We start from the raw sequence: 21864 nt of genomic DNA, 5'->3' as shown, positions 1-21864 counted from the left end.
CTTTATCCTCTGCGCGGTGGGTGCCGCGAGCCGAACGGCCCGGGAGTTCTGCACGGTGTGCGGATGGCCCGTCCACGGGCCACGCTGCGACGCCTGCGGGGAGTACCGCGCCCCGCTGGCGCTCGAAGATTCGATGCGGAGGTTCGTGCCGCGCGGGCACGCGTCGCTCGATCCTTCGGGCCTGGAGCGAGCGACGGAGGCGTTCCGGCGTGGTGAGTATGCGCGCGCGCTCGGCATCGTGGCCTCCGCCGAGTCGAACCTGACGGCGCGCGCGGTGAACCTCCCCGAGGGGCCGGGCTGGGCGCTCATCGGCAAGGAGTCGAGCGTGTTCCTGTCGCTCGACATGCAGTCGATGCACCTCATCGTGGAATCGCCCGTGGCGCGTCTGCCGCGCAGCCAGCGTGTCCCCGCGATGCGTCTGTCGCTCGAGCTCTGCGACGAGGAGGCGATGACGTCGCGCGTGTGCCTGCGGGACGATCTGCTCCTCCTGCGGTTCGTCACGCAGCTCGGCGCCGCGTCGCCGCCGCTCGTGCGGCACGTGATCCGCGAAATGATGGCGACGTCGGAGCGGTACGCGGAGATCTTCGTGGCGGCGTTCGACGCGCGCACCGCGGCACACGGAGATGCGCGCGGAGGCGGCGGGTGGGAGTCGCTCGGGAGGAAGCGGACGCTGTCGACGTTGCAGCCCGCGCCGCAGCGACGATCGGTCGTGCCGCCGCCGCCCTCGACGCTCCGGCCCGCGGACAACACGTCGCCGCCGGACGACGATCTGCCGCCGATCCTCGCGCCGGCCTTCGCGAACGATGCGGCGAAGGGCCCGGTCGCGGAGGAGGAGCTGCCGCCGGTGCTCGCGCCGTTCCGCCTCTCCGATACGTGGCGCGGCGAGGACGGCGTGCCGCCGGTGCTCGCGCCTCCCGAGAACGTGCCGCAGACCGCGCGGCTCGGTGTTCCGCAGACGTCCGCGTTCGCCGCGCCGCCTCCGCCCGATCGCGAGCCGCCGCCGGAGACCGCGCGCCTCGGGGCGATCCCTTCGCTCACGACGCCGATGCCGTTCGCCGCGCCCGTCGCGCGTCGGCGCACGGTGCCCGGGATGCCCGCGGTCGAGGGCGTAACACGCCCCGGCTCGCCGGACCTCGACGACGCTGCGGCGCGCCGCGCGCTGACGCCCGCGGACAAACTCTGCGAGCTCTTGCATCAGGCGCAGGCGCTCGCGACGGCGCTGAGCTACGAGGAGCGGCCCGCGACGATGCTCTTGCTCGTGCGCGCCGCGGTGTATCGCGCGATCTACGAGTTCGGCGAGGCCGTGCCCGACGCGGTTTCGTACCTCTACCGGAACGCGTCGGGCGTGACGCGGGCGATCTGGCCGAGCGCGTCGCCGGGCGGCAAGCGTCCGTCGTCGCCGATCCCGATGGCCGAGCCGGCGCTGCTCGCGATGGAGCGGATCGTCGCGGCGCGCGCGCTTCTCCCGAAGGAGCGCGCGTTCATCGTCGAGCCGCTCGCGACGGCGGCGCAGGCGCGTGAGCACCTGGCGAAGTACGTCGAGGAGATCGAGCTCGCGCCGCAGGACGCGACGCTCCGCCACTTCCTCGCGCTCGGCGCGCTGACGGAGCTGCTCACGCGGACGCGCTTGCCCGCGCAGACATCGCAACGCTTGAAGGACATCGTGGCGCACGCGCATCGCGACGTGCCCAAGCAGGCGGCGCTCGATCTGATGATGACGGCGCTGAAGAGGATCGCGTCCGGATGAGCTCGCGTATCGCCTCGTCGCTCGGGGATTCCATGCAGCACGGCGGCGCGGGGGAGAGCGTGCTCGGCGTCGCGCGGCGATCGATCGTGACGGTCACGTCGGGGACGTCGAGCGGCACGGGGTGGGTCGCGCTCGGCAACGGCGTGGTCGTGACGAGCTGGCGCACGGTCGGGTTTCAAGCCGAGGTGTCGCTCTCGACCGAGGAGGGAAGGCGCGCGGCGGGGCGCGTCGTCGCCGTGGATGCGGAGCGGGATCTCGCGTTCGTGCTCCCGCTCGAGGCGATCGGCGCGGCGCCGCTGCCCTTGCGCGCCGATCCTTTGCCGCGGCTCGGCGAGGCCGTGACCACGCTGATCGCGGCGCCCGGCGATACGATCGTGACGGCGATGGCCGTCGTGTGCGCCGAGGGGCGCGGCGGCGAGCTCGCGGCGCTCGATCCGGATCTCGGCGCGCGCGCAGGGCGCGGCGGCTCTCCCGTGATCGACACGGCTGGGCGCGTGATCGGCGTGATCACGACGGCGCGGCGCGGCGGACGGGATCCGCTCGATCGCGCCCGATGCATCCTCCCCGTGGGTCTCCTCTCGCGCGACCTTCGCGCGCTCGACGTGCCTGCGACGGAGCTCGGCGAGCGCACGCTCATCCACCGCTGCCCGGGCTGCACCGAGGCGTTCTCCGCGGACAACGATCGTTGCGAGTCGTGCGGCATACTCCTGCCGCACGCCTTCGAGAACCAATCGGCTGGAGCCGAGCGCGTGGTGCGTGATGCGCTCACCGCACTCGGGATCGTCGCGAACAAGGCGCGCGTCGGTCCGCGGTCGTGGCGCATTCATCATCGCGCGCTCGGCGGAGACGCGACGCCCTCCGAGGTGACGATCCGCCTCGACGACGCGGGCTTGCAGGTGATCCTGCGCGTGCCGCTCGTGCGTGTGCCTTCGGCGAACCACGAGCCGTTCTACCGGCTCCTGCTCACGGCGAACGATCAGACCTCGGGCGTGTGTCGCCTGTCGATCGCGGGGGACGTCGTCGTGCTCTCCTTCTCCGAGCCCGTCACTGCGTTCGCGAGCGAGCACGACGTCGCTGCGGTCTTCCACGACCTCGTGCGGCTCGCCGATCAGTACCGCAAGGTGCTCGCCGAGCTCTTCGGCGCCGAGCCGCTCCGCGACGGCTCGTGGTGATCGGGGGTTCGAAAAGAAAAACCCGATCCCGGGCGAACCGAAGCCCGGGATCGGGAGGAGGAGCCGACGACCGCGACGATCAGTAGGCCTTGTTGGGCCCGTACTGGGGGCCGCCCTTGCTCGGCCCGTACTGGAGACCGCCCTTGCTGGGCCCGTACTGGAGACCGCCCTTGCTGGGCCCGTACTGGAGGTCGCCCTGGCTGGGTCCGTACTGGGAACCGCCCTTGCTGGGGCCGTACTGGAGGTCGCCTTGGCTGGGGCCGTACTGGGAACCGCCCTTGCTGGGCCCGTACTGGAGGTCGCCCTGGCTGGGTCCGTACTGGGAACCGCCCTTGCTCGGGCCGTACTGGAGGTCGCCCTTGCTCGGGCCGTACTGGAGGTCGCCCTTGCTGGGCCCGTACTGGAGGTCGCCGCCGACGTCGTACTGATCGTCGTCGCCCTCGTACTGATCGTCGATGTCGTACTGATCGTCGTTCATGTCGTACTGATCGTCGTCGCCGTAGTACGCCCCGCCCTTGCTCGGTCCGGACTGGAGGTCGCCCTTGCTCGGTCCGTACTGGAGGCCGCCCTTGCTCGGGCCGTACTGGAGATCGCCCTTGCTCGGGCCGTACTGGATGTCGCCCGTGCTCGGTCCGTACTGCGTGCCGGTGTAGCCGCAGCTGCTACCTTCCGCCGACGCGTCGCCGATGCTCAGGAAGGGTGCGCTCGTGGCGATCGCCGCCGCCATGACGAGTTTGATCGACTTCTTCATCGAGATACCTCTCCTTGTCTCGCGTGGTGCCCTCGCGCGTAGCGTGCGCCGCGCGTAGGGACGACGCCTCGTGACCAGCAGCGGTGCTCGTCGTCGAGGCGCGCGCTCACCTCGCAATGCAAGGCTGCGGCCGTCGGCCGAGCCGGCTCCGCGCATCCAGCCTGCGTGAACGCGCGGAGGCGCATGCGGGGAATTCGCGGACCACGCGGCACGCGCTCTCCACGGATCGCCGCGCTTTGGCGCCGCGTCCGCCCCGAGGCGATCGGCGTCGCCGCTGGCGGTTCGCAGCGCGTTCGTCCGGCGCGTTCGGGCGTGCGCCGATTTTGCCCCCGTCTATTCGCCCACGACCCGAGCGTGCGCACACGCGCCGGACGCGCCGAGGAGAGTCGATCGGGACGTACGCGTCCGTCGTCAGTCCTTCTGCGACTTCTTCGAAACGACGGCCGCGAAGACGAGGCCGATCGGGCCGAGCACCGCGCACGTGAGGAACCAGAAGCAGCCTCCGCGGCCCTTCGTCGTGGCGATCCAGGCGCCGAGGATGCCGCAGAGGAGCCAGACCGGGATCCCGAGCTCGAGCTTCATCACCGCTGACGCTAGCACGTGGTCGCGCGTCGCGCGCTTCGCCCCCCCCGCGCGCTTCGGGTACGCTTTCGTCATGGCCGAGACGAAGACGCTCGACCTCGGCGATGTCGAGCTCTCCTGCATCGTGCACGGCGACGGACCCCTCGTCCTCTGCGTGCACGGCTTCCCCGACGACGCGCGCTCCTTCCGCGCCCAGATCGATCCGCTCGTCGCGCGAGGCTTCCGCGTCGCGTGCCCGACGATGCGCGGCTACGCGCCGAGCAGCATCCCGAAGAGCCGTCGTTACGACGCCGAAGCACTCGGCCGTGACCTCGTCGCGCTCGCGGATCGACTCTCGCCCGGCGCGCCCGTGCGCCTCGTCGGTCACGACTGGGGCGCCATCGCGGGGTACGCGGCGACCGCGCTCGCGCCCGCGCGCTTCTCGCACCTCGTCACGATCGCCGTGCCGCACATCCGCGCCACGCTCCCGCTGCTCGCGCTCCCCGCGCAGCTCCGCCGTTCCTGGTACATCGCGTTCTTCCAGCTCCGCGGCATCGCCGAGCGTGGCCTCGCGAAGAACGACTTCGCGCTCATCGATCGACTCTGGCGCGACTGGTCCCCCGGCTACGTCGCGTCACGCGAGGACCTCGATCACATCAAGGCAGGCATCGCGCCGCGCGTGCCCGAGGTCCTCGCCTACTACCGCGCGTTCTTCACGCCGAGCTCGCTCTTCGGGGAGGCGCGGCGTCTGCTGCTCGCGCAGACGACCGTCCCTGCGATTCACATCCACGGCGAGGACGACGGCTGCGTCGGCGTCGAGCTCACGCGCGGCATCGAGCGACATTTCCTCGCGGGCATCCGCGTGCACACGGTCCCGCGCGCGGGCCACTTCGTGCACCTCGAGCGGCCCGAGATCGTGAACCCGATCCTGCTCGATTTCCTCGGCGCGCCGTGACGCGCGGCTAGGGCTAGGCTAGCGCGCTTCGCCGTCACGCACGCGCGCGAGCACGCGCACGATGCCCGCGAGGTTCCACGCCGCGAAGCCCAGGAACAGCGCCACCAGCGCGACGGCCCAGCGCGACGCGCGCGGCGAGCTTCCGTCGATGAGCACCCACGCGTCCTCGGGCACGACCTTGCTCGTCTGCGCGTGCACGGCTTCCGGCAGACGCGCGTGGCGCAGGCCTGCTTTGCGGAACGGCACGAGCCGGCCGGCGAAGCTCGTCGGCGGCACGAAGCGTGGACCCTCGAAGCCCTCGGGCACGCGGATCTCCACCCAGATCTTCTCGTTGCCCGCGACGGGCGCGAGCCGGAACGAATCCCCTTCCGCCGCGCGCCCGTACCGGATCGCCCCCGTCGTGCCGAGCAGCCCGGACGTGCGCACGTAGCGGTTCTCCACGTCCGCGCCGGGCGTGAGCGTCGCGAGGTCCGGCACCTCCATGAGCTGGCCCGGCGTGAGCGCGTAGCGCGCTTCTCCGGAGAGCACGAACGCCATCCAGGCGGCCGCGAGCGCCGTGATCCCCATCAGCACCACCGTCGCCGTGCGCTCGCGTTTCGGCGGCGCGGGCAGCGCGATGAGCTCGGGATCCGAGCCCGCGGCGTCGAGGGACGGCGGGCGGGGCGCGGTCAGGGTGGGCGACGGATCGCGGGGCACGAGCAGGGCGGTGGGGGTCGGGTAGCGGTGTCCGGTCACGAGTATAACCGACGGACATCGCCGGGCGGGCCGGGTTCCGCAGGCCCCGCGTCGGATTTCCGCCGCCTGCCCGTCCGGTTCCTCGGGGCCGGGCGGGGGATCTCTTGCCCTCGTGCCCTCGCTTTTCTAGCCTACGCGCGTGGCAACGTCCGCGAAGAAGGTTTCCTCCGTCGTCTGCCCCTCCTGCGGCGCGACGAACTCGCCCGTCCCGCCGAGCGGCCGGTGCGTCTCGTGCGGCGCGTCGATGGAGCTCGGCCGGAGCCGCGACGACGGCGATGGGCGGCGCGGCAGCGAAGGCTTCAGCGTCGCCTGGGCCGGCATCGCGCTGCTCGTGCAGGCCGTCCTCACGGCGGCGATCGTCGTCGGCTTGCCGATGGTCGTCAGCGCCTTCGACTTCGAGGGCCGCTACGGGATGATGGTCGCGGTGCCCGTCTGGTTCGTCGGGGGCATCCTGCTCGGCATGATCTCGCCTGGAAAGACGGTGGCCGAGCCGGTCGTCGCCACGCTGCTCGTCGCGATCCCCACGGTCTTTCAGCTCATGAAGTCGCAGACCGTCCGGACGCTGCCGCTCTTCATGTACGTCATCCTCGCGGTGATCGGCGTGCTCTTCACGATGGTCGGCTCGTACATCGGCGAGCGCATCCAGATGGGCCCGGCGCCGAAGCGCGCGGGCGCGGATTGACCGTCCGGACCACGCTCCTCTTCGCGCTGGGCTTCGTCGGCGCCTTCGTCGGCTGCATGTCGGCCGAGGCCGAGGAGGAGCGCGTGCTCCTCGCGGCGATCGAGGCGCTCCGCGACGCGCCCGCGGAGGACCTCGGCGGACGGAAGAACCTCCTATCGGCGCTCGAAAAGAAGCCGGCCCGAAGCCCCGAGGCCTTGCGTGCCCGGGACAGTTGCGTCGAGGCGTACCGGCTCCTCCTCGAAGGCAAGGAGGGCACCGAGGCTGTCAAGCGCGCCCTCGGCGGCGCAGGGCCCGTGCCAGCGACCTTGCTCGCCGACCTCGCCGCGGCCGAGGAGAAGATCAAGAAGAGCAGCGACGAGGCCATGCCGGCCTGCGAAAAGGCGACGGCCGAGCTGCGCCATCGCCGCCGCTGACGGACCTCCTGGAAGTAGGCAAGGGAAAACGCGATCGAGGGGGTACGGGACGCCCGCGCCTCGTGCTAAAGAGCGCCCCCGTATGTTCGACACGCTCGCCCGAGGTTTTCGTCAGGCCCGCAACCGCCTCGCGGGGCTCACGGAGCTGACCGAGTCCAACATCGAGCCCGCGCTCCGTGAAGTGAGGCTCAGCTTGCTCGAAGCCGACGTCGAGATCGGCGTCGTGAAGGCCTTCTTGAGCCGCGTGAAGGCGAAAGCCGTCGGCCGCACGCTCGATGCGAAGGTCAAGCACGAAGGCGAGACGATGCAGGTCTCGGCGAGTGATCACTTCGTCAAGATCTGCCACGACGAGCTCGAGGCCATGATGTCGCACGAGGGCGAGCCCATCGTGTGGGCGTCGGGCCGCCCGACCGGCCTCATGATGGTCGGCCTCCAGGGCTCCGGTAAGACGACGACTTGCGCCAAGCTCGCTCGTTACATCGCGAAGCAGGGCAAGAAGCCCATGCTCGTCGCGGCCGACATGCAGCGCCCGGCGGCCGTCGAGCAGCTCAAGGTGCTCGGCAACCAGATCAAGATCCCGGTCTTCAACATCGCGGGCAAGACGCCCGTCGAGATCTGCGCGGCGGCCGAGGCCGAGGCGAAGAAGCTCGGCCGCGACGTCATCATCTACGACACCGCGGGTCGACTCGCGATCGACGAGAAGCTCATGCAGGAGCTCGCGGAGATCAAATCGCGCGTCGCGCCGGACAACATCTTCCTCGTGGTCGACGCGATGATCGGCCAGGACTCGGTGAAGACGGCGCGCGCCTTCCACGAGCGTCTCGGCATCAGCGGCGTCGTGCTCACGAAGCTCGACGGCGACGCGCGCGGCGGCGCGGCGATCAGCATCAAGGAAGTCACGAGCGCGCCCGTCCTCTTCAGCGGCGTCGGCGAGACGACGGACAAGTTCGAGGAGTTCCGTGCCGACGGCATGGCGAGCCGCATCCTCGGCATGGGCGACGTCGTCGGCCTCATGCAGGACTTCGAGCAGGTCGTCGATCAGAAGAAGGCCGAGAAGGACGCCGAGCGCTTGCTCCAGGGCGACTTCTCGCTCGAGGACTTCCTCGAGCAGGTCCGCATGATCCAGAAGATGGGGTCGCTCAAGGACCTCGTCGACAAGCTCCCGCTCGGCGGCATGTTCCCCGGCGGTTTGCCGAAGGACGTGAACCTCGACGACCGCGAGCTCGTGCGGATCGAGGCGATGATCCAGTCGATGACGAAGTTCGAGAAGCGCGATCCTTACGCGCTGATCCGCGAGCCGAAGCGGGCCGAGCGTATCGCGAAGGGCTCGGGCACGAACCCCGAGGCCGTCGCGGAGCTCGTGCAGAAGTTCCTGTTCATGAAGCAGATGATGTCGGGCCTCGGCCAGAACATGGGCCTGATGGGCAAGATCCCCGGCATGAAGCAGATGGCCCAGCTCCGGAACATGCAGAAGGCCATGGCCGGTGGCGGCGGCATGCCGGGCTTCCCGGGCATGGGCGGCATGCCGGGCATGGGCGGCATGCCGGGCTTCCCTGGGATGGGGATGCCGGGCTTCCCGGGCATGGGCATGCCGGGCTTCCCTGGGATGGGGATGCCGGGCATGGGCATGCCGGGCGGCGGCGCCGAGGGGCCGAGCATGACGAAGATGCGTACGCTCAGCCAGGCCGAGAAGAACGCGAAGAAGGCGCAACGCAAGCGCGAGCGCGACGCGCGGAAGAAGGGCCGGAAGTAGGAGACGCGGGGCGCATGCGTCGAGCTCTCTTCGTCGCGTGCGCGCTCGCCGTCGCCGCGTGCTCGCGGGATTCGATCACCCCGCCGGAAAAACAGGTTGGCGGGGCGAACACGCAGGGCGCGCCGGGCGAGGATCCCCGGCGCGTGATCAAAGAGATCGCCGTGAAGGCGCTCGCGTCCGGCGAAACGATCACGATCGACGGCAAGCTCGACGAGCCGGCGTGGGCGAAGGCCGCGGACACGGGGCCGTTCGGCGACGTCTCGTCTGGCGCGCCAAACCCGCGGATCCCGGTGCAGGGCAGCGCGCGGCTCGCCTGGGACGATCAATGGCTTTACGTCGGCTTCGACGTCAAAGACACCACGATCCGCGGCGGTTTTCCCACGGACGCGCCCGATCCGCACCTCTGGGAGCGCGATACCGTCGAGGTGATGATCGATCCCGACGGCGACGGCGACAACAAGGATTATTACGAGATCCAGATCAACCCGCAGAACCTCGTCTTCGACTCGCAGTTCGACGATTACAATCGTCCGCGGGGCGGAAACGCGGGGCCCTTCGGGCACCAGGACTGGAGCGCGGGTCTCGAAAGCGCGGTCGTCCTGCGCGGCACGATCGACGCGGACGGGGACAAGGACGAGGGATACACCGTGGAGGCACGGATCCCCTGGAAATCGTTCGCCAAAGCGAAGGCATCGCCCCCCGCGCCCGGGGATACGTGGCGGATGAATTTGTATGCGATGCAGAACAACGGCGGCGTCGCCTGGTCCCCGATCCTCGGGATGGGGAATTTTCACAAGGCGGCGCGGTTCGGCCGGGTGAAATGGGTGCGCGAGTAGGCCGCGTCAGAGCGGCTCCTGCTGCGTGATGCAATGAATGCCCCCGCCGCCGAGGTTCACGGCCTCGGCATCGATCGGGACGATCTTCCGGCCCGGAAACGCTTCGCCGAGGATGCGCAGCGCGGCCTCGTCTTTTTCTTTCACGCGCGGTGACCGCCCCTCCTTCGCATACACCTGCGCGAGGACCAGGCCGTTCGTGACCAGGAAATTCAGATAACTCGTCGACACGATGATCCGCACCGGTTTGCCCTTCGGGAACGGCACGCCGCTCGTGTATCGCATCTCCTTCATCGACTTGTAGACGCCGTCCTCGGGCCCGAGTGTGTCGTAAAGCGGCTCGGGCATCGGGACCCGAACGATTTTGAACGGGCGGCCGTCCTGATCCCCCGCCGCCTCGATCGCCGCGCGCGCCTTTTCGAGCCGCTCGCGTGTCATCGCTTGGATCGCGTCCTCACGCGCCTCCGCTTCCGTCACCTCGCCGAGCAGGACCGTGTGCGCGTCCGCGAAACGCGCATACTCGTCGATGTGTCCTCCCGGCGTGAGCGGCGTGTAAATGCCGCCCGGCAGTGGCCCTTCCCAGGTCGCGTCGTCCTCCGCGATTCCTTGCGGCAGCCACACGAAATGCCGCACGCCGAGCGTCCTCCGCAACTCCGCCTCGATCTGCTCGCGCGAGAGCCCCGGGTTTCGTTGCCGCTCCACCCGTTCGGTGAGCATCAACGTCCCCGCCCCGTTGAACTCCCGATCGCCCCCTTCGCTCGACATGCTCGATCGCACGGTCGGCAGGCCCCGCAGCGCGGCCACGTTTTGATCGACGGCGTCCTCGATCAAACCCGTCCGGCTCGATCGGTCGAAATCGGGATATCCCCAGGCATTGAAGGCATAATCGACGACCGCGCGTCCGTCGCCGCTCGTCTTCACGAAGATCGGCCCCATGTCCCGCATCCAGATGTCCCCGTGCTCGACCGCGTGGATCTTCACGTGGTCCGAGGGGACGCCGTTTCGGGCGAATCGATCCAAGATGACCCGCGCCTCCACCTCGTCATGAGCGAGCAGATCGACCGAGACGTGGCCGTGGAGCGCGCGGAGGATGGCCTCCATCACCGGCTCGGTCGGGTGGCCCGCTTTGTTCTCGTAGCGCGGCCACGACATCCATATCGACGCGTGCGGCTCGAATTCGGCCGGGAACGAATACGTCTCTTTCGGCTCGGCCTCTGGTGCGGCGGCTTCCGGCGCCTTCGAACACGCGGCGAGGAGAACGCCGAGGCAGGCCAGGGCAATACGCATCGATCAGGCGTCGCCCAGGGCCGCCCGCGCCGCCCGCTCGATCAAATCGCTCGCCGACTTCTCCAGCGGATCGACCCGCTCCGCGCCCACGCGCAGCCGCAGCGTGAGACGCCGCGTCTCCTTGCGCTTGCCGAACTCCTCGCGGAGCTTCTCGCTGAGCGCCTTCGCGAGCGCGCGGGAGAACTTGCTGCCCGCGTCCGGCACGATGAGCACGAGGCTCGACGGCCCGTACCGGCCGAGGAAGTTCTTTCGCCCGTAGAGCCCGTGCAGCGTGGTCACGAGCTCGCGCAGGTCGGCCTCGATCGTCGCCTTGTCCCGCGTCGGATCGAGGCCCCGCAGCGGCAGCTCGAAGACGACGATCGAGAACTTCGTTCCCGTCATCTTCGCCTTCGCGATCGCCTCGTCGAGCGTCAGGCGCAGATAACGCTCGCTGTAGGCGCCCGTCGCCGGATCCCGGAAGAGCGGGACGTTGTCCTCCCAGGACTCGTCCACCGGCTTCGCCTTGCTCTTCGGCGGCTTCGCCGAGAGCGGGGCTGTCGCCGGCGCGTCCGCGTAGAGGAGTGGTCTTTCGGGGGCCGGCGCCGGACGCGCGGGCATCGACGGCGGCAGGCGCGGGCTCGACGGCGGGGGCAGGGCGACCGCGATCGTCGCGTTCGAGGTCACGACGCCGAGGGCCTCGCAGAGCTCGGCGATCGCCTGTGTCGCGCGCTCGGGGCGTTTCTGCGGTTCGAGGTTCGTGGTCCGCGAGAACCAGGCGTCGAACGGGGGCGTGATCCGCACGCCGCGCCGCGCCGCGCGGGTCGTCGCGGGCTCGGGCGGGCCCGCCATGATCCGCTTGAAGAGCACGAACAACGAGAGCGAGCTCTTCGCCTCGCTCATCCAGTACGCCTCGCCCGAGAGCAGCGTGTAGGCGAGGTGGCCGAGCGCGTAGACGTCGGCGCGCGGGCCGATCGCGCCGTCGCCCTGGACCTGCTCGGGCGCCATGTAGAGCGGCGTGCCGACGATCGCGGTGCGGCGCTGGAACGTCGTCTCCACCATCACCTTGGCGACGCCGTAATCCAGGATCTTCACGCACGGGCCTCCGTCGTCGCGCGTCGTGACGAACAGGTTCTCGGGCTTGAGATCCCTGTGCACGATGTTCGCCGCGTGCGTCTTGTCGAGCGCGATCGCCGCCTGTCCCAGGTAGAGCACGACCTCGGCCGGCGGCAGGGCGCCGCGCCGCGCGATCATGCTGCCGAGCTCTTCGCCCGAGAGCAGATCCATCACGAGGAACGGCATGCGCGTGCTCTCGTCGATGCCTGCGTCGGAGACGTGGACGATGTGGTCGCTCTCGATGCCGCCCGTGATCGTGGCCTCCTGCGCGAACCGCTCGCGCAGGATCGGGTCCTCGATGGTGCCCGGCAGCATCACCTTGAGCGCGCGGCGGCGACGCGTCGCCTCGTCGGCGACCTCGTACACGGCGCCCATGCCGCCCGCCTTGATGCAGCGGATGACGCGGTATCGGCCGTGAAAAAGCGCGTCGGGTACGAGCACGTGGGCGAGGCGCCGCCTTGCTGGACGAAGGAGGCGAGCGCGAAGAGCATGGATGAAATGGGGGACGCAGATCAAGACCGACGCGTCTGTCGGCGCGCGTCTCTCGCGTCCCCTCGGCGCGTCCCTTGGATCAGGGGGCGCTTTCGTCGACCGACTCGCTCGCGGCGACCGCGTCGACCGAGAGCACCGTGAGCATCGACGACGTCGGGAAGTCGGTGTCGATCAACGTGTCGGTGTTCGAAAGGATGCGGAACGGCTGCAGCTCGAGCGTGGTGCTCACCTCTGACCCGTCGCGGGCGATGAGCGTCGCGTCGCCCCTGTACGTCCCTTCGGGCAGCCTCACGCTCATCTGCATCTCCTCGCAGGGCTGATACGCGCGCGCCACGGTTCGCCCGGACGTGTCACGGATGACGAGCTCCATGCGATCGGCGCCGTAGGTTCGGCAGAGGCTCCGGTCGAAGCGTCCTCCGATCGACCAGCTCTGCGTCACCGTCCCCGTGTTGCGGCCGACGGGCACGTACACGACCGACCCCTCGGCCTGGCACCCCATCGCGGCGGGCGCGAGCGAAAGCAGAAAGGCCGCGGAGCCTGCCCATTTGATGATCGAATCGCGCATGGAAACACCTCCCCCTGTCAGTTGTCCGTCATTGAGGCCGGTACTCGCGATGGATCTCGCGCGGTTTCGTGGGACGAACCGGCGGATAGCCGTACTCGACCGCGGGCGGCGGCACGGCGCGCGGCGCGGCCTGGACGCGCGAGCGGTAATACGCGAGCTCAGGCGGCTCATCGAGGAACACGACCCAGCCGCTGTCCGTCGGCCAGTACCAGCGCCCCTCGACGAGGTAAGCGAGCCGGCCCCGATACTCGGCGGCCGGGTACCGATTTACATCGATGGGAACGGCCTCCGCGTACGCCACGTCGTACCCGCCCACGTTCGGGGTCCCGGCCGACAGCGTCGCGGTACAGCCCGCGGCCAGCATCGAGAATGCGAAAAACGGCAGCAAAATCCATGCGCCGCGATTCGCTTGCCGATATCGTCCGTCCCGGGCGCCAACGTTGCTTCTGATCCGCACAGGTCACCTCGCTTGCGACTGGGACGAGCAACCGAGGTGCCATCATGCGGCGGGCATGCACAACCGTTTGACAAGGGCTCCGACGCTCTGTAGGGAAGCGCGCCCGTGAGCGCGTCCAAAGTCCCCGTCTCGATCCTCGGCGTCAGCGGCTTCGCCGGCAGCGAGCTCGCGCGGCTCGTCGCCGACCACGGTTCCCTCTCGCTCGTCGGTGTCGCCGCGGATCGGTGGCAAGGATCGAAGCTCGGTGATCGCGTGCGTGTGCCCGCGAGCGTCTCGAAGCTCCCGGTCGCGCCGATGAGCGACGCCGTCGCGGTGGCGCGGCAGAGCGAGGTCGCGCTGCTCGCGACGCCCGCCGAGGTCTCGGCCAAGCTCGCGCCGGAGCTGCTCGCGCACGGCGTGCGTGTCGTCGATCTCTCGGGCGCGTTTCGCCTCGAAGATCCGGCCGCGTATCCGCGCTGGTACGGCTTCGAGCATCCCGCGCCCGAGCTGCTCGCCGAGGCGCACTACGGTTTGCCCGAGGTCGCCTCGGCCTCGACGCGCACCGGCGGCGCGAAGGACGCGCGCCTCATCGCGAACCCCGGCTGCTACGCGACGGCCGCGATCCTCGCGCTCGCGCCGCTCGTCGAGGCGGGCGCGATCGACCCCGCGTCGATGTACGTCGACGGCAAGAGCGGCGTGTCGGGCGCGGGCCGCAAGGTCGAAGAGCGCTACACGTTCATGGAGGTCGACGAGAACCTCTCGCCGTATCGCGTGGGCAACCACCAGCACACACCCGAGATCGAGCAAGCGCTCTCGCGCGCGGGCCGCGCGCGCGCCTCCGTCACGTTTGTCCCGCACCTCTTGCCCGTGCGCCGCGGCCTGCTCGTCACGGCCTTCGCGCGCCTCTCGGGCACGGTCGCGCCCGACCAGATCGAGGCGCTCTTCCGCCGCGCGTACGCTCCTGCGGACCTCGTCGAGGTGCGCGCGCCGGAGGACGTCACGCTCGCCCAGGTCGCGTACACTCCGTATGCGCGCCTCGGCGTTCGTGCCGATGCCGAGCGGGGCTCGGTCGTCGTCACGTCTGCGCTCGACAACCTGCTGAAGGGGGCCGCCTCCCAGGCGCTCCAGAACCTCTGCGCCATGATCGGCGCGCCGCCGCTTTCGCCGCATTGACTGACCCAAGAAGGGCTCCCCCGCGTCGCGACGCGCGCCGCGGCTTCCCCCTACCCCGAGGTGGCCCGTGAAAATACCGCTTGGATTCTCGTTTGCCGGGGCCTCTGCCGGCATCAAGGTCAAACGCCCCGATCTCGCGCTCGTGCTCTCCGAGGTGCCCGCCGTCGCGGCCGGATGCTTCACGCGCTCGAAGTCGCGCGCGGCGTGCGTCGACTGGAACGTCGCGCGGCTGCCTCGCAAGGACGCACGCGCGATCGTGGCGAACAGCGGCAACGCGAACTGCCTCGCGGGTGAAGAAGGCGTCCAGGCGAACCAGCGCATGGCCGCCTCCGTCGCCGATGCGCTCGGCGTCCCCGTCGACGCGGTCCTCACGTGCTCGACCGGCGTCATCGGCGTGCCTCTGCCGCACGGAAAGGTCTCCGCCGCGGTCCCCGGCCTCATCGCCAAGCTCAGCCAGGATCCCACGCCTGCGGCCGAGGCGATCCTCACGACGGACACGTGCACGAAGCTCGCCTCGCGGGAGATCTTCCTCGGCGGGGATCGCGTGCGCATCGCGGGCATCGCCAAGGGCTCGGGCATGATCCACCCGAACATGGCCACGATGCTCGCGTTCCTCGTGACCGACGTGGCGATCGACGTCTCCGTGCTCGACGGGATCTTGCACGCGGCGGTCGACGAGACCTTCAACATGGTCAGCGTCGATCGCGACACGTCGACGAACGATCAGGTCCTCGTGCTCGCGAACGGCATGGCGGAGAACGACCCGATCACGCGCCGCGACTCGCCCGAGGCGCAGAGCTTCGCGGCGGCGCTCATCGACATCTGCCGCGAGCTCGCGCGCAGCATCGCCGCTGATGGCGAGGGCGCGCAGCACCTCATCACGGTCACCGTGCGCGGCGCCGAGGACCTCACGTCCGCGCGCGCGCTCGCTCGCGCCGTCACCGAGTCGAACCTCGCGAAGGCCGCGTTTTTCGGGACCGACCCGAACTGGGGCCGTGTCCTCGCGGCGGTCGGCTCGCGCGCGGCCGAGCAGCACCTTCGCTTCGATCCGGCCGTCGCGAGCGTGCGCCTGCAGAACGTCCTCGTCTACGCGCAGGGCAAGCCGCAGCCGTTCGACGCCGACGCGCTCCGCGCGCTCCTCCGCGGCGAAGAGGTCTTCGTCGACATCGAGGTCGGCACGGGCGTGGGTGAGGCGACGGCCTGGGGCTGCGACCTTTCCTACGACTACGTACGAATCAACGCCGACTACGCCGCGGTGCTCGTCGACCCCGAGGGCCCGGTCCGCCGCGACCCGAGCCTCGACCACAAGACGCCCGAGCTCAAGGCCGACACGCTCGTGCAGGCGCTCCGCTACATCGAGCGCTTCGCCGGCACGCGCGCCGTCATCAAGTACGGCGGCGCCGCGATGGTGCGCTCCGACCTCAAGGATCGCTTCGCCGAGGACGTGCGCCTGCTCCAGGCCGTCGGTCTCCGGCCGATCATCGTGCACGGCGGCGGCCCGGAGATCTCGCGCACGCTCGAGCAGATGGGGCAAACGACCGAGTTCGTCGACGGCCTGCGCGTCACGGACGCCGCGAGCCTGCGTGTCGTCGAGATGGTCCTCACGGGCCAGATCAACAAGGAGGTCGTCGCCTCGCTCGCGCGCGCGGGCACGAAGGCCGTGGGTTTGTCCGGCAAGGACGGCGGCCTGATCGAGGCGCGCAAGATGAACATGCCGCCGGGCAAGGACCTCGGCTACGTCGGCGAGGTCGCGCGGATCGATCCCGACGTGCTCGAGCTTCTGCTCGGCAAGGGGTACATCCCCGTCATCTCGCCGATCGGCCTCGGCAAGGACGGGAACACGTACAACATCAACGCCGACACCGTCGCCGCCGAGGTCGCGGTCGCGTGCGGCGCGCGCAAGCTCATCTACCTGACCGACGTCGCGGGCATCCTCTCGAACGGGCTGCTCGTGTCGGAGATGAGCGCGGAAGAGCTCGACGCGCGCATGCGCGACGGCACGGTCACGGGCGGCATGCTCCCGAAGGCGGCGTCGATCCTGCGCGCGCTCGAAGGCGGCGTGGAGACGGTGCACATCATCGACGGCCGCGTCCCACACAACGTGGTGGCCGAGCTCTTCACCTCGCGCGGCGTCGGCACGATGATCCGCGCCGGTGCGCCCAAAGAGGGCGAAGAATTCCCCATGGGCTGAGCCCGCGTTCGCGCCATGCTCGACGCGGAGATCGTGATCGTCGGCGGAGGCCCCGCCGGCATCTCGACGGCGCTCTTCTTCGCGCACGCCGCGCCCCGGCTCGCCGAGCGGATCGTCGTGCTCGAACGAGGGACCTATCCGCGCGAAAAGATCTGCGCGGGTGCGATCGGCGCGCGCGCGGATCGGCTGCTCGCGTCCATCGGCGTGCGTGCCTTCGTCCCGTCGGTCCCGATCCACGGTTTGTCCGTGGACGCCTCGGGCCGAAGGCTCGCCGCGCGCGCCGAGGGGCCGCCGATCGGCCGTGTCGTCCGCCGCTTCGAGTTCGATCACGCTCTTGCGCGGCAGGCCTTGGCGCGTGGCATCCGCGTGCGCGACGGCGTGAAGGTCACCGGCCTCGTGGTCGGCGCGCACGACGCGCGGATCGAGACCTCGATCGGCGAGATTCGCGCCCGCGCCGTCGTCGGCGCAGACGGCGTCGGCAGCGTCGTGCGGCGCGCGCTCGGCTTGCCGCGCGGCGCGTTCATGGCGCAGGCCGTGGAGGTCGACACGCCCGACGCGCGCGGCGACGGCCCGCGCGACGTCCTCCATTTCGACATGGCTGCGCGGGGTTTGCCCGGGTACGCGTGGGATTTTCCGACGCTCGTCCACGGAGAAGCCTTGGTTTGTCGTGGCATCTACGAGCTCCGCGCCGACGGCGTACCCGAGCGCGCCGCGACCGAACCTGCGCCGGCCGAGCGGCTCCTCGCCCGCGCGAACGATCAGGGCGTGCCCGTGCCCGCGTCCTCGCTGCGACGTTTCGCCGAACGAGGCCTCTCCTTGCACGAGCCCTTCGCGCGGCCGCGCGTGCTCCTCGTGGGTGAGGCGGCGGGCATCGATCCGGCGCTCGGCGAGGGCATCGCGCAGGCGATCCAGTACGGCTCCGTCGCAGGCCCGTTCCTCGCGCGTGCGCTCGACGCGGGCGACCTCTCGTTCGCCGCGTTCCCCTCGGTGCTCCGCGCGAGCCGCCTCGGTTTGGATCTACGACTCCGCGCGCGTGCGGCGCGCTTCGTGTACGGCGGCGCGCGCCCCGTGATCGAACGATGGGTCACGGGCTCGCACGCGCTCGCGCGGGCGGGGATGGATTATTTCGCGGGTGAACGAGTCGATCGGCGCGCGCTCGGCAGGAGCGCGCTCGATCTCGGGGGGGCTTTGTTCGGCTGGGCGATCGATCAGGCGCGTTTCACTTGGGCGCCTCGGTCGGGGGCTTCGCCGTGACGTGCATGAAGTAGTTGCCGATCGACTTGATCTTGAAGAAGGCCATCCCCGTCGAGTCGTCGATCTTCTCGGGCGCGACCACGGTCCACGTGATCTTCTCGCGGCCCTTGTCGTCGACCTTCAACTCGCCGATCGCGAGGTTCGCGTCCTTCTTGTTGCCCGCGGGGAAGCTGAACTCGAAGGGTTTGTCCAGGGTCTCGAGCGTGGGCAGATCCGGCGAGTTCTCGATCTGCACGAGCAGCCGGTAGATCTTGCCGATCGGCACGCCGGTCGACTTGCCCTTCGTGTCGATCTTGAACGTGATGATGTGCGGCGAGCCGAGCGAGCCTTCGCGGATGCGGAAGACGGCGCGGCCCGAGTCGTCGCCGAGCTCGAGCTTCGCGCCGGGGCTCGTGGTGAAGACCGATTGCAGCTCCTTGTCGGAGCTCATCAGCACCGGCGGCCGCTCCTCCGCGGACGACTTCGGCGGGGGCGGCGCTTCGGCGCTCGCCGACGCCGTCGGTTGGGGCGGAGGCGTCTCGGGCGCGGCCGTCGGGGCCTCCGTCGGCGCGGGCGCGGTCGTCGCCGCGGGGGGCGGCTCGGGGTTGGCCGGGGGCGGGGTCGACTCGCCGCCGCACGCCGCGGCAAAGGCGGCAACGAGCGCCGGCAATCCGAGGGTCGAGATGCGGAGCAGCTTGTCGAAGCGGGGCCGTAGACGCATGAAGCTCGGCGTAGGACGAGGTCGCGCGGAACGCAAGCCCGAGCCTGCGCGTGAATCTGGCTCTCCTCGACGCCCGCATCGGCCCGCCGTATAAGGCGGCCCATGCGTACGTCGCTCCTTCCGGCCTTTGCTCTCCTCGCCCTCGCGTGTGGCCCGTCGCCTGCGACCGTCGAACCCACGAAGACGCCGGCCGATGCCTCGAAAGAAAAGGGCGCAGCGCAAGTCGCCGCCCCTCAGCCGACCGAGACGGCCTACGATCTTTCGCCGGTGCCGGAGCCCGAGGACGTCGTCGCGTACTTCGGCTGGAAGAACCCCGCGGCCACGCTGAACAACTTCGGGACGTGCGCGGCCATTCCGCCCGAGCCGCTCATGGGCGGCGTCGAGGGCGAGCTCCGGAAGCTCCTGCGCGACGTCGTGTCGAGCAACGTCGACGTGCGCAGCCTCGCGGCCGTCGTCTCCCTCGACGCGCCCGTCTTCGCGGTGGCCTCTCTCGAAACGCAGTCGAAGCGCCCCGGCGCGTTCGTGGCGTTCTCGCTCGGCCTCACCTCCATCGAAAAGGCGAAGATGGCCGTCGAGGGCGCGGGCCCCGTCACGGAGCTCGGCCCGGGCATGTTTCGCATCGGCGGCAGGTCGAGCTCGACGTGCGTGATCGCGGCGTCCGCGGGCGCGACGCCGGCGCGGCTCGTGTGCGGGCCGAAGGAGAAGGACGTCACCACGCTCGCCCCGTACCTCACGCGCACGTTGCCGGCGCAGGCCGGCGCAGCTTCGGACATGCACCTCGAAGTGCGCATCGCGCCGGCCGAGGCCCGGTATGGCTCGCTGCTTCGCACGCAGGTGCAGGGTTTGCCCGTGATCGCGCAGGCCGAGCTCGCCATCGGTGAGCCCAAGTTCGACCGCGCGATCGTCGACGCGGCCACGGGCCTCGCGGACGAGATCGTCGCCTTCGCGCAGGACGCGGACAAACTCACGGTCGACGTCTCCATGGATCCGGCCACGTGCCTGCGCTCGAGCACCTCGCTCGCGATGCGCGGGAAAAACTCCTGGGTGAGCGGCCTCATGGGCGAGCGGCCCGAGCGCGCGGGCCCGCCGCCGGCGATCTTCTGGCGCGCGCCCAAGGACAGCGCGAGCGTCTTCTACGGCCGCGGCTCCGACCCGAAGCGCTTCCAGCCGATCCTGCGCACGGCGCGCCTCCTCGTCGAAGGCGTCCTCGCGAAGGTGAACATCGGCTCCGAGGCCGATCATCGCGCGGTCGGGGAGCTCTTCGACTGGCCCATGGGCAAGGACGTCGAGACGGTCACGGCGAGCGGCCGCGGCGAGGTCGTGGACGTGAAGGGCGGAAAGCGCACCCCGCAGCAAGAGGCCGACGCCCTCGTGAACGGCTGGCTCGGCTGGAGCCTCGCCGGCTACGAGGAGGGCTCGGCGAACCTCGGAAAGCAGCTCCGCAAGGTCGCGGACGTCTACAACCGCAAGGGTTTTCAGGATCCGCTGCGCAAGGAGCTCGGACCCGAGCTCTCGAAGGCGCTGCCCAAGGTGAAGGTCGGCCCTGGCCCCGCGGCCCTCGGGCCCGACTCGCTGGATCTGTCGATCAAGATCGAGAACGTCCCGGCGGCGCTGCTCGAGATCAAGGGCGCCACGCAGAAGGATCTCGTCAGCTTCGAGGTGCACGTCCTGCTCATGACCGATGGCAAGTCGCGCACGTGGCTCGCCGTCGGGGGCGGCAAGCCCGACGGGCTCGTCAAGCGCCTGCTCGCGGTGAAGACCGGCGCGCCGGACGCGGGGACGATCGCGTCGCGCACGGATCTCGAGCCGCTCCGCCGCGGCACCTTCATGGGCGCGGGCTTCCTCTCGATGGGCCCGCTCGTCAAGAGCCTGGAGCGCATGAAGGACGTCTTCGGCTCGCAGGGAGATGCGAAGGTCGAGCAGCTCGTCCGCGCCGTCTCCACGATGCCGCACCAAGGCGAGACGCCGATCTTCGTCACGACGAGCTCGACGGGCACCGTGGACGCACCCCGTGGTGAGGTAGGCATCACGGCTTCGAAGGCGACGTTCGAGGACATCGGCTGGCTCATCAAGACGCTCGGAGTGGGCGGCGCGCGCCGCTGAGCCTGCTAGGCTCCTCGTCTCCGGCACGACGTGCGATTCGTGCGCAGGGCGAGGGGCATGTCCCTTGCCGTTCGTCCGGAAAACATTCGCCGAACGGCAAAGGGGACCATGGACGCTCGAAAGGGAGTAGGGATCGGGAGCATCGCGCCGCGAGGGCCCGGTGCGAGGCCGGCAACGCGCGCAGGTGCGCTGAACCCCGAGTCGATCGACGAGCAACCCGAGCTCACGCAGGAGCAGCGCGAAGAGCTGCGCACCTTGCTGGAGACGAGGCGCGCGGAGATCCTGGCGAGCATCGAGACGCGCCAGGAGCAAGAGCGCGACACCGGGCGCGAAGTCGGCGACGAGATGGACGAGGCAAACATCGAGGGCGCGACGGCGATGGCTTCGCGCCTGCTCGAACGGGACGTGCAGCTCCTCTCGGAGATCGACCGCGCGCTCGCGAAGTTCAGCGACGGCACGTACGGCCTGTGCGAGGGCACGGGCGAGCCGATCGGTTTTCCGCGCCTGCGCTCGCGGCCGTGGGCGCGCTTCAGCGTGGAGTACCAGGAGCAGCTCGAGCGCGAGGCCCGCACGCGCGGCGGCATCTGAAAAGCGGCCCGGCGGGAGCGGCTGCCTGATAAGGTCTCGGGGGTGATTCGCCGCCGAGATCGCTCGTTTTTGCGCAGCGCGGGGGTGCTCTCCGCGCTCGCGCTCCCCGCCCTCGTGTTCGCGTGCTCGCCGGTCGAGACGGTGTCGCCTGCGCCCGTGGATGCGGGGGCTGACGGGTCGTTTGTTTCGTCGTCATCGTCCTCAGCCTCGTCCAGCGGCGCGGGAGGGCAGGGGGGCGTGGGCGGAAGTGGTGGCGCGGGCGGCGTGGGCGGAAGCGGCGGCGTCGGCGGCACCGGCGGCGGCGGAAGCGGCGGCGTGGGCGGAAGCGGTGGCGCTGGCGGCAGCGGCGGCGCTGGCGGAAGCGGCAGCGGCGGCGCCGGC

Annotated in this window: 20 protein-coding genes and 1 pseudogene; 13 read left to right on the top strand and 8 right to left on the bottom strand. The window is 70.3% G+C overall.

What is annotated here, in order from left to right; translation table 11 throughout:
* The first annotated feature begins 16 nt into the window (after window positions 1–16).
* Together QHF84_RS36875 and QHF84_RS36870 are read left to right on the top strand one after the other, a co-directional pair.
* On the top strand, window positions 17–1747 hold the full coding sequence (locus QHF84_RS36875; RefSeq protein WP_281318224.1) for a hypothetical protein: 1731 nt from the start codon (window positions 17–19) through the stop codon (window positions 1745–1747).
* Window positions 1744–2919, top strand: coding sequence for a serine protease (locus tag QHF84_RS36870; RefSeq protein WP_281318223.1), 1176 nt, complete (start codon window positions 1744–1746; stop codon window positions 2917–2919). The genes QHF84_RS36875 and QHF84_RS36870 overlap by 4 nt, the downstream gene beginning before the upstream one ends.
* A 79-nt stretch (window positions 2920–2998) precedes the next feature.
* Here the strand turns inward: QHF84_RS36870 and QHF84_RS36865 are convergent, their stop codons facing one another.
* On the bottom strand, window positions 2999–3670 hold the full coding sequence (locus QHF84_RS36865; protein ID WP_281318222.1) for a hypothetical protein: 672 nt from the start codon (window positions 3668–3670) through the stop codon (window positions 2999–3001).
* Window positions 3671–4081: 411 nt separating this feature from the next.
* Window positions 4082–4252, bottom strand: a complete 171-nt coding sequence (locus QHF84_RS36860) for a hypothetical protein (RefSeq protein WP_272418041.1) — start codon at window positions 4250–4252, stop codon at window positions 4082–4084.
* Window positions 4253–4325: 73 nt separating this feature from the next.
* Here QHF84_RS36860 and QHF84_RS36855 point away from each other — a divergent pair, with 73 nt between their 5' ends.
* Entirely contained in the window at window positions 4326–5186 is an 861-nt protein-coding gene (locus QHF84_RS36855; protein WP_281318221.1) for an alpha/beta hydrolase, read from the top strand.
* An 18-nt stretch (window positions 5187–5204) separates the two neighbouring features.
* Here the strand turns inward: QHF84_RS36855 and QHF84_RS36850 are convergent, their stop codons facing one another.
* Entirely contained in the window at window positions 5205–5921 is a 717-nt protein-coding gene (locus QHF84_RS36850; protein ID WP_281318220.1) for a hypothetical protein, read from the bottom strand.
* A 139-nt stretch (window positions 5922–6060) separates the two neighbouring features.
* Here QHF84_RS36850 and QHF84_RS36845 point away from each other — a divergent pair, with 139 nt between their 5' ends.
* The 4 genes from QHF84_RS36845 to QHF84_RS36830 all read left to right on the top strand — a co-directional run bounded on the left by QHF84_RS36845 (window position 6061) and on the right by QHF84_RS36830 (window position 9605).
* Window positions 6061–6603 (top strand): hypothetical protein, encoded by a 543-nt coding sequence (locus QHF84_RS36845; protein WP_281318219.1) that lies wholly within the window; start codon window positions 6061–6063, stop codon window positions 6601–6603.
* Window positions 6600–7016, top strand: a complete 417-nt coding sequence (locus QHF84_RS36840) for a hypothetical protein (RefSeq protein ID WP_281318218.1) — start codon at window positions 6600–6602, stop codon at window positions 7014–7016. The genes QHF84_RS36845 and QHF84_RS36840 overlap by 4 nt, the downstream gene beginning before the upstream one ends.
* 82 nt (window positions 7017–7098) lie before the next feature.
* Entirely contained in the window at window positions 7099–8769 is a 1671-nt protein-coding gene (gene ffh, locus QHF84_RS36835) for a signal recognition particle protein (RefSeq protein ID WP_281318217.1), read from the top strand.
* Between the two features lie 14 nt (window positions 8770–8783).
* On the top strand, window positions 8784–9605 hold the full coding sequence (locus tag QHF84_RS36830; protein WP_281318216.1) for a carbohydrate-binding family 9-like protein: 822 nt from the start codon (window positions 8784–8786) through the stop codon (window positions 9603–9605).
* Between the two features lie 6 nt (window positions 9606–9611).
* On the opposite strand, the gene QHF84_RS36825 is transcribed toward QHF84_RS36830, so the two are convergent.
* The 4 genes from QHF84_RS36825 to QHF84_RS36810 all read right to left on the bottom strand — a co-directional run bounded on the left by QHF84_RS36825 (window position 9612) and on the right by QHF84_RS36810 (window position 13402).
* The gene (locus QHF84_RS36825) at window positions 9612–10889 is read right to left on the bottom strand and encodes an agmatine deiminase family protein (protein ID WP_281318215.1); all 1278 of its coding nucleotides are present in this window, start codon (window positions 10887–10889) and stop codon (window positions 9612–9614) included.
* A 3-nt stretch (window positions 10890–10892) separates the two neighbouring features.
* Window positions 10893–12422, bottom strand: a complete 1530-nt coding sequence (locus tag QHF84_RS36820; protein WP_281318214.1) for a protein kinase — start codon at window positions 12420–12422, stop codon at window positions 10893–10895.
* 130 nt (window positions 12423–12552) lie between these two features.
* On the bottom strand, window positions 12553–13038 hold the full coding sequence (locus QHF84_RS36815; RefSeq protein WP_281318213.1) for a hypothetical protein: 486 nt from the start codon (window positions 13036–13038) through the stop codon (window positions 12553–12555).
* Between the two features lie 28 nt (window positions 13039–13066).
* Window positions 13067–13402, bottom strand: a complete 336-nt coding sequence (locus QHF84_RS36810) for a hypothetical protein (RefSeq protein ID WP_281318212.1) — start codon at window positions 13400–13402, stop codon at window positions 13067–13069.
* Between the two features lie 198 nt (window positions 13403–13600).
* Here QHF84_RS36810 and argC point away from each other — a divergent pair, with 198 nt between their 5' ends.
* The 3 genes from argC to QHF84_RS36795 all read left to right on the top strand — a co-directional run bounded on the left by argC (window position 13601) and on the right by QHF84_RS36795 (window position 18092).
* Entirely contained in the window at window positions 13601–14647 is a 1047-nt protein-coding gene (gene argC, locus QHF84_RS36805) for an N-acetyl-gamma-glutamyl-phosphate reductase (RefSeq protein ID WP_281318211.1), read from the top strand.
* A 67-nt stretch (window positions 14648–14714) separates the two neighbouring features.
* A complete protein-coding gene (gene argJ / locus QHF84_RS36800) occupies window positions 14715–16838 on the top strand; it encodes a bifunctional glutamate N-acetyltransferase/amino-acid acetyltransferase ArgJ (protein ID WP_281318210.1) in 2124 nt (707 codons plus the stop codon).
* 15 nt (window positions 16839–16853) lie between these two features.
* Window positions 16854–18092, top strand: coding sequence for an NAD(P)/FAD-dependent oxidoreductase (locus QHF84_RS36795; RefSeq protein WP_281318209.1), 1239 nt, complete (start codon window positions 16854–16856; stop codon window positions 18090–18092).
* On the opposite strand, the gene QHF84_RS36790 is transcribed toward QHF84_RS36795, so the two are convergent.
* A complete protein-coding gene (locus QHF84_RS36790) occupies window positions 18058–18792 on the bottom strand; it encodes a hypothetical protein (protein ID WP_281318208.1) in 735 nt (244 codons plus the stop codon). The two genes, QHF84_RS36795 and QHF84_RS36790, sit on opposite strands and share 35 nt — an antisense overlap.
* A 102-nt stretch (window positions 18793–18894) precedes the next feature.
* Here QHF84_RS36790 and QHF84_RS36785 point away from each other — a divergent pair, with 102 nt between their 5' ends.
* The 3 genes and pseudogenes from QHF84_RS36785 to QHF84_RS36775 all read left to right on the top strand — a co-directional run.
* Entirely contained in the window at window positions 18895–20895 is a 2001-nt protein-coding gene (locus tag QHF84_RS36785) for a hypothetical protein (RefSeq protein ID WP_281318207.1), read from the top strand.
* Window positions 20896–21003: 108 nt separating this feature from the next.
* Window positions 21004–21483, top strand: a complete 480-nt coding sequence (locus QHF84_RS36780; RefSeq protein WP_281318206.1) for a TraR/DksA family transcriptional regulator — start codon at window positions 21004–21006, stop codon at window positions 21481–21483.
* 42 nt (window positions 21484–21525) lie between these two features.
* A pseudogene (locus tag QHF84_RS36775) lies at window positions 21526–21864 on the top strand (hypothetical protein); the annotation flags it as partial.

This window comes from Polyangium sp. y55x31 (assembly GCF_029946505.1).
Lineage (GTDB): Bacteria > Myxococcota_A > Polyangia > Polyangiales > Polyangiaceae > Polyangium.
This window is presented reverse-complemented; position numbering and strand designations above follow the sequence as displayed.

Bases quoted from the DNA above. Each gene is read 5' to 3' on its own strand.
- QHF84_RS36870 (WP_281318223.1), top strand. From the start codon at position 1,744: ATGAGCTCGCGTATCGCCTCGTCGCTCGGGGATTCCATGCAGCACGGC.
- QHF84_RS36865 (WP_281318222.1), bottom strand. From the start codon at position 3,670: ATGAAGAAGTCGATCAAACTCGTCATGGCGGCGGCGATCGCCACGAGC.
- QHF84_RS36860 (WP_272418041.1), bottom strand. From the start codon at position 4,252: ATGAAGCTCGAGCTCGGGATCCCGGTCTGGCTCCTCTGCGGCATCCTC.
- QHF84_RS36855 (WP_281318221.1), top strand. From the start codon at position 4,326: ATGGCCGAGACGAAGACGCTCGACCTCGGCGATGTCGAGCTCTCCTGC.
- ffh (WP_281318217.1), top strand. From the start codon at position 7,099: ATGTTCGACACGCTCGCCCGAGGTTTTCGTCAGGCCCGCAACCGCCTC.
- QHF84_RS36830 (WP_281318216.1), top strand. From the start codon at position 8,784: ATGCGTCGAGCTCTCTTCGTCGCGTGCGCGCTCGCCGTCGCCGCGTGC.
- QHF84_RS36825 (WP_281318215.1), bottom strand. From the start codon at position 10,889: ATGCGTATTGCCCTGGCCTGCCTCGGCGTTCTCCTCGCCGCGTGTTCG.
- QHF84_RS36815 (WP_281318213.1), bottom strand. From the start codon at position 13,038: ATGCGCGATTCGATCATCAAATGGGCAGGCTCCGCGGCCTTTCTGCTT.
- QHF84_RS36810 (WP_281318212.1), bottom strand. From the start codon at position 13,402: ATGCTGGCCGCGGGCTGTACCGCGACGCTGTCGGCCGGGACCCCGAAC.
- QHF84_RS36795 (WP_281318209.1), top strand. From the start codon at position 16,854: ATGCTCGACGCGGAGATCGTGATCGTCGGCGGAGGCCCCGCCGGCATC.
- QHF84_RS36790 (WP_281318208.1), bottom strand. From the start codon at position 18,792: ATGCGTCTACGGCCCCGCTTCGACAAGCTGCTCCGCATCTCGACCCTC.
- QHF84_RS36785 (WP_281318207.1), top strand. From the start codon at position 18,895: ATGCGTACGTCGCTCCTTCCGGCCTTTGCTCTCCTCGCCCTCGCGTGT.
- QHF84_RS36780 (WP_281318206.1), top strand. From the start codon at position 21,004: ATGGACGCTCGAAAGGGAGTAGGGATCGGGAGCATCGCGCCGCGAGGG.